At 70.7% G+C, this 9,654-nt stretch carries 8 protein-coding genes; 3 read left to right on the top strand and 5 right to left on the bottom strand.

The window, feature by feature from the left end; all coding sequences use genetic code 11:
- Positions 1-197 precede the first annotated feature (197 nt).
- From nagZ to ACMGFI_RS21170, 3 genes are all read right to left on the bottom strand, one after another.
- On the bottom strand, positions 198-1,862 hold the full coding sequence (gene nagZ / locus ACMGFI_RS21180) for a beta-N-acetylhexosaminidase (protein ID WP_436912378.1): 1,665 nt from the start codon (positions 1,860-1,862) through the stop codon (positions 198-200).
- A 15-nt stretch (positions 1,863-1,877) separates the two neighbouring features.
- A complete protein-coding gene (locus ACMGFI_RS21175) occupies positions 1,878-3,047 on the bottom strand; it encodes an exo-beta-N-acetylmuramidase NamZ family protein (protein ID WP_436912376.1) in 1,170 nt (389 codons plus the stop codon).
- A gap of 109 nt (positions 3,048-3,156) precedes the next feature.
- On the bottom strand, positions 3,157-4,152 hold the full coding sequence (locus tag ACMGFI_RS21170) for an LLM class flavin-dependent oxidoreductase (RefSeq protein ID WP_436912374.1): 996 nt from the start codon (positions 4,150-4,152) through the stop codon (positions 3,157-3,159).
- Between the two features lie 108 nt (positions 4,153-4,260).
- Here ACMGFI_RS21170 and ACMGFI_RS21165 point away from each other — a divergent pair, with 108 nt between their 5' ends.
- Both ACMGFI_RS21165 and ACMGFI_RS21160 read left to right on the top strand, forming a co-directional pair.
- A complete protein-coding gene (locus tag ACMGFI_RS21165) occupies positions 4,261-5,514 on the top strand; it encodes an anhydro-N-acetylmuramic acid kinase (RefSeq protein ID WP_436912373.1) in 1,254 nt (417 codons plus the stop codon).
- Positions 5,511-6,212 carry an HAD-IB family phosphatase gene (locus tag ACMGFI_RS21160; protein ID WP_436912372.1) on the top strand — a complete coding sequence of 234 codons (702 nt, stop codon included), beginning with the start codon at positions 5,511-5,513 and terminating at the stop codon, positions 6,210-6,212. The genes ACMGFI_RS21165 and ACMGFI_RS21160 overlap by 4 nt, the downstream gene beginning before the upstream one ends.
- A 25-nt stretch (positions 6,213-6,237) precedes the next feature.
- On the opposite strand, the gene ACMGFI_RS21155 is transcribed toward ACMGFI_RS21160, so the two are convergent.
- Entirely contained in the window at positions 6,238-7,416 is a 1,179-nt protein-coding gene (locus ACMGFI_RS21155) for a serine hydrolase domain-containing protein (protein WP_436912370.1), read from the bottom strand.
- Positions 7,417-7,594: 178 nt separating this feature from the next.
- Between ACMGFI_RS21155 and ACMGFI_RS21150 the strand changes: the two genes are divergently transcribed.
- A complete protein-coding gene (locus tag ACMGFI_RS21150) occupies positions 7,595-8,713 on the top strand; it encodes a mandelate racemase/muconate lactonizing enzyme family protein (RefSeq protein WP_436912369.1) in 1,119 nt (372 codons plus the stop codon).
- Positions 8,714-8,776: 63 nt separating this feature from the next.
- Here the strand turns inward: ACMGFI_RS21150 and ACMGFI_RS21145 are convergent, their stop codons facing one another.
- The gene (locus ACMGFI_RS21145) at positions 8,777-9,616 is read right to left on the bottom strand and encodes a hypothetical protein (RefSeq protein ID WP_436912368.1); all 840 of its coding nucleotides are present in this window, start codon (positions 9,614-9,616) and stop codon (positions 8,777-8,779) included.
- Between the last annotated feature and the right edge of the window lie 38 nt (positions 9,617-9,654).

The following is a 9,654-nucleotide window of genomic DNA, read 5'->3' as shown; positions in this document are numbered from 1 at the left end:
ATACGGTCGCGCGCTCGCCGACGGCGCGAATCGCTGTCAGGTCTGCAACGCGCCCGAGGTCCGCTGTGGTTCCCGCTGACGCGTCCTTCACCCGTCCTCTCCCGCAGTCGACGCCCCCATTCCCGTTCTCCGCCACCGCGAGCACCGGCGCTCGCGAGGCAACAGTCACGAAGTAGCGGTGGGGCGACGTGCGGCGTTCAGTCGAGCGTGACGGGGAGGCGCCCGCGCGCCTCGTGACGCCCGGTGAGCACGTCGGCGGCGCCCGCGAGCATCGCGGGGCTGTAATCGTACGTCGTCAGGAAGGTCTGCGCTTCCGGGATCGCGCGCCGGTCGTAGGGGTTCCGGAGGGCGACGACCGCGACCGGGTGGCCCGCGTCGAGGGCGGCGCGGACGACGCGGGCCTGGCGGGCGTTCGTCGCTGCGTCGAACGTGCAGGCGAGGACGACCTCGTCGGCGTCGACGGCCGGAAGGTCGTCCGCATCGCGGCCCTCATCGGCAAACGTGTGTCGCCGGACCGTCCGCCCGCGGGATTCGAGCGCGTCGACCAGCGGAGCTATGTCGACCCCGCCGTCCTCCGCTGCCGAGCCCCGCCCCGCCGGGAAGTCCCAGACGAACACGTCGCGGTCGTCCGGCAGCGGGACCAGGTCGGCGCCGTCCGAGACGAGCGTGACCGCGTCGCGCGCGACCCGCTCGGCCGTCGCCGTCAGCGCCTCGCCGGCCGCCTCGACCGACGGCGCGTCCGCCCCGGCGAAGCGCTGGGCCTTGAGCCGGAGGACGCGCCGGACGGACTCGTCGATCCGCTCCTCGGGGATGGTCCCGTCTCGGACGGCCTCGACGACGGCCTCGATGGCCGCCCGCTGGCGGTCGGCCGTGTGCGAGACGAGCACCACGTCCGCGCCGGCGCGGATCGTCTGGACGGCGCCGTCGACGGTACCGACGCCGTCGGCGATGGCGTTCATCTCCATGCAGTCGGTGACGACCACGCCGTCGTACCCGAGTTCCTCGCGGAGCAGTCCCGTGAGGACCCGCTCGGAGAGCGTGGCCGGAACGTCGGGGTCGGGCTCGACGGCCGGGAAGTTGACGTGGGCGGTCATGATCGCGTCGATGCCGGCGTCGACGGCCGCGCGGAACGGCGCCAGTTCGACGGCGTCGAGGCGCTCGCGGTCGTGGCCGACGGTCGGCATGGCCTCGTGGGGGTCGACCGCGGTGTCCCCGTGGCCGGGGAAGTGCTTCCCGCAGGCGGCGACGCCGCCGCCCTGGAGGCCCGCCGCGACCGCGCTCCCGAGTTCGCCGACCAGGTCGGGGTCGCTCCCGAACGACCGCACGCCGATCACGGGGTTGTCGGGGTTGTTGTTCACGTCCAGCACCGGCGCGAAGTTCGTGTTGATGCCGACGGCGCGGAGCTGGCCGGCGATGGCCGATCCGAACTCGCGGGCGAGGTCGGCATCGCCGGTCGCGCCGAGGGCCATCTGCCCCGGCGGGACCGTCCCGAACGGGACGCGACTGACGATGCCGCCCTCCTGGTCGGTGGAGATCGCCAGCGGGACGCCGGTCGCCTCGCGGGCTTGCTCCTGTAGCGCCGCCGAGAGCGCCGCCGTCTGTTCGGGGGTCTCGACGTTGCGGCTGAAGTAGATGACGCCGCCGACGCCGTAGTCGGCGACGAGTTCGCGGATGTCCTCGGTCGGCTCCGTGCCGTGGAACCCGACGTGGAACAGCTGTCCGACCTTCTCCGCGAGCGTGAGGTCGGCCACGTCGACGTCGATTCCGGGCTGTTCGCGGTCCTCGGCCGTCCGTTCGTCGGTGCCGGTCGTCTGGTTGTCGGCGCCGGCCGTCCGTTCGTCCGCCTCGGATTGTCGTGTCATGCTGTGTGTCGTCTGTCAGTCGTACAGTTCGTACTCGCTGCGCTCGGCAGCGAACGATTCGAGGTCGTCGCGCCACGACGACCGAACGTCGTCGACGACGTCGGCGATCGGTTCGTCGTCCGCCATCGCGTCGACGCGCTCCCGCAGGGCGGGGCCGCCGGCCAGCCGGTCGACGAAGTGGCCGTCGTCGAACGTCCGCCACTCGCTGTCGGGGTAGTCACGGAACGCCGAGACGAGCAGTGACAGACCGACATCGAGCGGTCGAACCGCGTCGCGGTCGCGGAGGTGGACCTGCACGCCCTCGACCCGCTCGCCCTCGTGTTTCTGATAGCGCGGCGTGAAGTAGGCGGGCCTGAACCCGACGCCCGCTAGGTCGAGGTCGGTGAGCGTGGCCGCCCACGCCTCGGCGTCGACCCACGGTGCGCCGAGGAGCTTGAACGGGCGAGCTGTCCCGCGGCCCTCCGAGAGCGTCGTCCCCTCGAACAGGCAGGTGCCCGGGTAGAGTATCGCCGTCTCCAGGCTCGGCATGTTCGGCGACGGCGGCACCCACGGGAGCCCCGTCTCGTCGTACCACTGCTCGCGCGACCAGCCGCCCAGTTCGACCACGTCGAGGTCGGCGCCCATCCCGAACGCGCCGTCGAAGTACCGCGCGAGCTCGCCGACGGTCAGCCCGTGGATCACCGGTAGCCGGTAGTTGCCCACGAACGACGAGTGCTCGTTGGGGACGCGGTTGCCGTCCGGCGCCAGCGGCGCGACGGGGTTGGGGCGGTCGAGAACGACGATCCGCGTGTCGTGCTCGGCGGCGCCCTCGATGGCGTAGGCGAGGGTATAGACGAGCGTGTAGTAGCGGACGCCCACGTCCTGCATGTCGTAGACGAGGGTGTCCACGTCCGAGAGCATCTCGGCGGTCGGCCGCCGCGTCTCGCCGTAGAGGCTCGACACCGGCAGCCCCGTCTGTTCGTCGACCCCGTCCTCGACGTGTTCGCCCGCCTTCGCCCGGCCGCGGATGCCGTGCTCCGGCCCGAACAGGCGGCGCAGGTCGATGTCGTCGTGAGCCGCGAGCAGGTCGATCGTCGACCGCAACCGCGAGTCGACGCCGGAGGGGTTCGTGATCAGTCCGACGCGGTCGCCGGCGACGAGATCCGTTCGACTGGACAGCAATCGCTCGATACCGAGTTCGACCATCGGCGATACGTGCGGGCGACGAGGGGATAAAAGTACGCGTCGAGGTGACCGACAGGACGGATTCCCGTCGGTTCGTCGAAGACCGGTGGCCCTCCGGCGGGCCTCCCGTTCACTCGAAGGCGGGCATGACCTCGTCGGCGACGACGTCGATGGTCTCCCGGTAGTCGCCGACCTTCGAGACGAGGATGACCCGCGTGACGCCGGCGTCTTCGAGGGCGGCGATCTGGTCGACGAGTTCGTCGGGATCGCTGACGATGTTGTTCTCCTCGCGGATCTCGGCGTCGCTCATCTCCGCGAGTTCCGCGTCGGCGGCCGCCTGCACGTCCCGCGGATCCGGGTTGTCGAGTTCGGTGTCGTGGGGGGTGTGCTCGCCGCGCTCGCGGATCTCCGCGACGAGTTCGTCGGGGTCGCCGACGTGGGCGTTCAGCTGTGTGGCGACGTGGGCGTCCTCGGGGTCGCGACCGGCCGCGTCGAGGCCCGCCTCGAAGCGGGGGACCAGCCGCTCGATGTGCTCCGGTGGCGACGCGGTCATCAGGTTGCCGGCGTGTTCGCCCGCCATCTCGGCCGACTGCGGTCCCCAGGCCGCCCAGTGGGTCGGGAGCTCGGACCGCGGTTGGGTGTACAGCTGCATCGCGTCGTAGCTGTAGTGGTCGCCGTCGTAGTCGACGTACTCGTCGGCCTCCCAGAGGGTGTCGACGACGTCGAGCGACTCGACGAGCATCTCCGCGAGCGCGTCCCACTCGGGCCATTCGCCGTCGAGGAACTGCGCCTCGTTGAGCGCCTCGCCCGTGCCGACGCCGAGCTCGAAGCGGCCGGGGTACATGTTGTCGAGCGTCGCGAGCGCCTGCGCGAGCACCGGCGGCTCGTAGCGGACGGTCGGACACGTCACGAAGGTCCCGACGGTGACGTCGGGGACTTCGTTCATGAACGCGCCCAGCCAGGGGAGGATCTGGTGGGTGTACGGCCGGTTGTCCAGCCACGGGAGGAAGTGGTCGCCGATCCAGATCCCCTCGAAGCCGCGCTCGGCGGCGTACTTTCCCAGTTCGACGTCCGAACGGGGGTCCTGGAAACAGCCCGGTACGTAGTAGTGGAACTCGAGCCCCATGCACCGGCTTACCGGGAACTGCCTATTAAACGTTGACACGCGCACCGAGTCGCGCGAGTGACCGGTAATTCCTTGTGGACTCGTGCGGGAGTAGGGGGTAGTTCCGCCATGAGAGACTCCGCTCCCGACGGGGACGGCGGCGTGGCCGGCGACGGTGGCGACACCGGCGACGCCGCGGTCGCCGACCCGCGCGTCGCCATCGGCGTGATGTCGGGCACGTCGCTCGACGGCGTCGACGCCGCCTGTTGCCGGGTCGTGCGGTCCGACCCGTCGGACCCGTTCGGCTACGAGGTCGAAGTCGAATCGTTCGTCGAACGCCCGTACGACCGTGACCTCCGCGACCGGATCCTGGCGCTGTGTGACGACGAGACGGGGACCGTCGACGAGATCTGCCGCGCGAACGTCGCGCTCGCCTCGGTCTTCGCGGACGCCGCCGAGGCGGCCCGGCGCGAGGCCGGACGGTCGACCGAATCCGTCGACCTCGTCGCCAGCCACGGGCAGACTGCCTGGCACGCCCCCGAACGCGAGTCGTACCCCGGCGTCGGCGGCCCGTCGCGCTCGACGCTCCAGATCGGCGACGGGTGCGTGATCGCCGAGCGGACGGGGATCAGGACCGTCTCGGACTTCAGGGCAGCCGACGTGGCCGCGGGCGGCCACGGCGCGCCCCTCGCGCCGTTCCTCGACGGCGCCTGCTTCGCAGCCGACGACTCGGTCCGCGCCGTCCAGAACGTCGGCGGCATCGGGAACTGCACGCTCGTCCCGCCCGCTCCGGGCCGCGACGACCTCGTGGCGTTCGACACCGGGCCCGGGAACATGGTCGTCGACGCCGTCGTGGAACTCGTGACCGACGGCGACCTGACCTACGACGTCGACGGCGAACTCGCGGCCGCGGGCGGCGTCGACGACGGCCTCGTCGCCGAGTTCCTCGACGACCCGTACTTCCGGCGGGCGCCGCCGAAGACGACGGGGCGCGAGCGGTTCGGCCGCGAGTACGCCCGCCGGTTCGTCGCTGCCGCGCGCGATCGGGGCTGTTCCGACCCGGACGTCGTCGCGAGCGCGACGGCGCTCACCGCGCAGTCCATCGCCGACGCCTACGCGGCGTTCGCACCGACGTACCCGGACGAGGTGTTCGTCTCCGGCGGCGGCGCGGAGAACCCGACGCTACTCGCGATGCTCGACGAGCGCGTCGACTGTCCCGTCGCCCGGTCGGAGGCCGCCGGCGTCGGCGCCGACCGGAAGGAGGCCGCGCTGTTCGCGCTGCTCGGCGTCGCGCGCCTCGACGGCGTCCCGAGCAACGTGCCGGCCGCGACCGGCGCGGACCGGCCGGTGACGATGGGGAAAGTCTCCGAGGTGGAGCCGTGACGTCGCTCCCGGACGGCGCCGACTTCGAGCCCAACGAGGGCCCCGGCCCGGCGGTCGTCGGCTTCGACTTCGACGGAACGCTCGCCGAACAGCTCGGCGGGTGGAGCCTGCTCTACCGCCTCTTCGGCGTCGAGGACGCCGGCGAGGCCCGCACCGAGGCGTTCTGGTCGGGTGAGCTGACCTACGACGAGTGGATCGCGGGCAACGTGGCCGATTTCCGCGAGCGAGGTGTCCGGCGCGAACACGTCGAGCGAGCGGCCGCGGCCGTGAAACTGAAGCCCGGTGCCGAGGCGCTGCTCGCCGACCTCCGCGACGCGGGGATCCCGTTCGGGGTCGTCAGCGCCGGGCTGGTCGACCTGATCAGGCCGGTCGAGGCGTTCGACCCCGCGTTCGTCGTCTCCAACGAGATCGTCTACGACGACGAGGGCGTGCCCGTCGACGCCGTCCCGCGGGTCCCGCCCGAGTCGAAGGGACCCATCCTCTCGCACCTCTGCGCGCGGGCGGGCGCGGACCCCGCCGACGCCGTCTACGTCGGAGACTCCGCGGCCGAGGACGGCGCTTTCGAGGTCGCCGGGACGGCTGTCCTGTTCGACCCGACCGAACGGATCGACGACCACGACGGGGACCTGATCGACCGGCGCGTCGTCGACCACGATCTGACGGCCCTGCGGGAGATCCTGCTTCCGGACGAGGCGTGAGGAGGGAGAGAATCGACGGAGGCGGTCAGTACCGTTCGCCCGCGACGGCGCCGTGGAACCGCTCGCGGAACCGGACCATGCCGTCGCCCTTGCCGCAGTAGACCTCGTTCGTCAGGAGCACGGCGAAGCGGTCGACCTCGGGATCGAGCCACACGGACGTGCCGGTGTAGCCCGTGTGCCCGAACGAGGACAGCGACCAGTTCGCGGCCGGGTAGCACTCGCGAGCCAGCCGCCAGCCGAGGCCGTGCGGTCGCTCGCTGTCGGGGAGCCAGTCGCGGGTCATCCGGTCGACGGTCCCCGGCGCGAGCAGTCGGCCGCCGCCGTCGGCCGGTCCACCGCTATCGGCCGGCCCGTCTCCGTCGGCCGGTCTCCCCCTGTCAACCGATTTGTCCTCGTCGGCTGCACCGCGGGACGCCGCACTGCGTCGGCGGACGGCGAGCAACTCGGCCGCGAAGCGACCGAGGTCCGTCGCCGTGGCGAACAGCCCCGCGTTCCCGCTCTCGCCGGCGAAGGCGCGCGCGATGGGGTCGTGGATCTCGCCGGCGAACGCGGCGTCGGCGTGGTCGCGTTCGTAGGTGACCGCCGCGGGGACGTCGTCGCCGAGCGGACCCATCCGGGCGCGGTCCATCCCCGCCGGGTCGAAGACGTACTCGCGGGCCAGGTCGGCGAACGCGCGGTCGGTGACCCACCTCGTGGCGTCGACGAGGTGGACGTAGTTGAGACAGCTGTACTCGAAGCGCTCGCCGGGGTCTGCCGCCAGGAGGTCCGCGTCGTAGATACCCTGGCGCGCGTCGTCGGGCGTCTCCCACCCGTCGTCGTAGTGGTAAGGCTGGAGCCCGGACGTGTGCGTCATGAACCGATGGAGGGGGATCTCGCCGCGGTCGGTCCCCGACAGCGGCGGCACGTACTCGCCGATCGGCGCCGAGAGCGCGAGTACCCCCTCCTCGACGAGTCGCATGACGACGGTCGCCGTGACGACCGCCTTCGTCGTCGACGCGGCGTCGAAGCGCGTGTCCGCGGTGACCGGGTCGCCCGAGCGCGGGTCGCGCTCGCCGGCGGTGGTCTCCCACTCGATGCCGTCGCTACTGCCGACCGCCGCGGCGGCGCCGGTGAACAGGTCGTCGTCGATCCCCTCGGCGATCAGTCGTTCGAGCCGCTGGTCGTGGGGCGCGGACTCCCCGCTGGTGGCACGCGAGTCAGCCATACGATACGACCCGGCCGCTCGCATCTTAATTGTATCCCGCGTCGGTCCAGCCGCCACGCTCGGACGGACAGGTGAGCCACGTTGGACCGGGATCGGTGACCGGTCGTCCGGAGCCGAACTGGTGGATCGACCAGTTATGAGGGCATACATTTTTGGTCTCCCGTACAGACGCGCCTGTATGGGAGTTATCGCGGACGTCGGAGCCGTACCTGTCGAGCTCGATCTGCGGTCGCTCGAGGAGGGCGGCCTCGCACCGTACGTGAGCAACCACGACGTCGTCGAGTCGCGCGAACGGATGCTGGTCCGCATCGAGACCGACGCGGGGACGGTCGGCTGGGGCGAGTTCCTCGTCACCATGGAGTCGGCCGCGGTGACGAAGTCGGTCGTCGAGAACGTCATCGCGCCGGAGCTCGTCGGCCGCGAGACGACCGAGATACGCGACTTCGTCGAGAGCTTCTACTACCCCTACGTCACCGTCGACCCGTACCTCGGCGGCGTCGAGATGGCGCTGTGGGACGTGCTCGGGAAGGAACTCGGCGTCCCTGTCCACCAGCTGCTCGGCGGCGCCGTCCGCGAGGAGGTCCCGGTGGCGTACTGCCTCGGCATCCTCGGTCCCGACGAGTCGGCCAGGTACGCCGAACGCGCCCGCAGGCAGGGGTTCTCGACGCTGAAGACGAAAGCCGGCCACGACTGGCGCGAGGACATCGACCGGATCGCAGCGATGCACGAGGCGGTCGACGGCGAGCTGGAGTTCCGGCTGGACCCGAACCAGGGCTGGTCGCCCGAGGAGACCGTGCGCGTCGCGGCCACGCTCGAGGACGCGGGCATCTACCTCCAGTACCTCGAACAGCCCCAGCGGGCCGGGAGCTACGGGGCCTACCGGGAGCTCCGGTCGCGCACCCAGACCCCCCTCGCCGTCAACGAGGACACCTACTCTCGGTTCAACCTGCACCACCTGATCAAGGCCGACGCCATCGACGTCGCGGTGGTGGACATCGTCCCCGGCGGCGGCATCCTGCGGACGCGCGAACTCGCCGCGCTGGCGACCCACGCCGACATCTCCGTGTCCCACCACAGCGGCATGGACTTCGGCATCAAGACCGCCGCCATGCTCCAGACCGTCGCGACGACGCCCGCTATCGACCTCGCCTCGGACTCGGTCTACTACGCGTGGGCCGACGACCTGCTCGAGGAACCCCTCGAGGTGTCCGACGGAACGATCGCGGTCCCCGACGCGCCCGGCCTCGGCGTCACCGTCGACGAGTCCCGGGTCGAACGCCACCGCATCGACGTGTAATCGTCCGAAGCCACATCAGGAAGGTGCGCGACACAGCGGACAGCACGCTCGCCGTGATACCGGTCACGACGGAGAAGAGGCTGTCTCGGTCAGGACATCCGTATCGGTCCCGCCCGTCGTCCGGGTCCGGAGCGCATCCCGTACCCATGTCGGTCTCGTGACGGTCGTGTTCCCCACGTCGCGGTAGGTGTACCGGTTTTTGATACCGACCCTGACGGTGACGACCGTCCTGACGAACCCGTCTTCGCGGACGTACATCGCAGTTTCGCCGTTCGAGAGGCGATAGAACACCGCTCCGTCTCGCTCGATTCGTGTGATCGTCGGATCGGTTCCGAGGGCTGCGGGTGGAATCTCCAACTGGCTGAACCGCAGCAACTGTCGATGAATACTCACCCGTTCCGAGGGTGCCACGGTTTCCTGTGTCTCGGTCACCGTCTGGACCCGTGTGGTGTTCGGGACCGGCAGGCCGCCATGGATGCAACACTGCCTGACTGCCGAGAGTTCCGGGCTCCAGTACTCGATCCCGACGCGCGACTCGTTCGCCCGGAACCAGATAGCCCCGGTGCTCCCGTTTTCGACGGCGAACACGACGGTCGGGTAGCCGGACACCGAACCGTTCGTCGTCGAGACGAACGTGTACGATGTCTCCGTGAGAGCCGCGACGTGGGCCGCTACAAGTGCGGACCGATTCGTCACCCCGTTAGGGCCGATTCCTGGTGGATACTCACCCTCCGTTGCGGTCGAGGTGACAGCCTCATCCGGAAGCGGTGCCGGAGTCACCGTATCGGGGTCGGACGACGACACCGCATCTTCGTCCGCGCCGAAGAGGCCGCTACAGCCGGCGGAGACGACCAGCAGGCCGACGAGGAGCAGGGACAGCGAGGCGGGACGGCGCCGGCTCATACGCATGACGTGCAATCGTAGCCACAACAGGCCACCGG

Source organism: Halosimplex marinum (assembly GCF_051414075.1).
In the GTDB taxonomy this organism is placed as follows: domain Archaea; phylum Halobacteriota; class Halobacteria; order Halobacteriales; family Haloarculaceae; genus Halosimplex; species Halosimplex marinum.
Note: the sequence above shows the minus strand (reverse complement) of the source record. Positions and strands in the feature narration are given on the sequence as shown.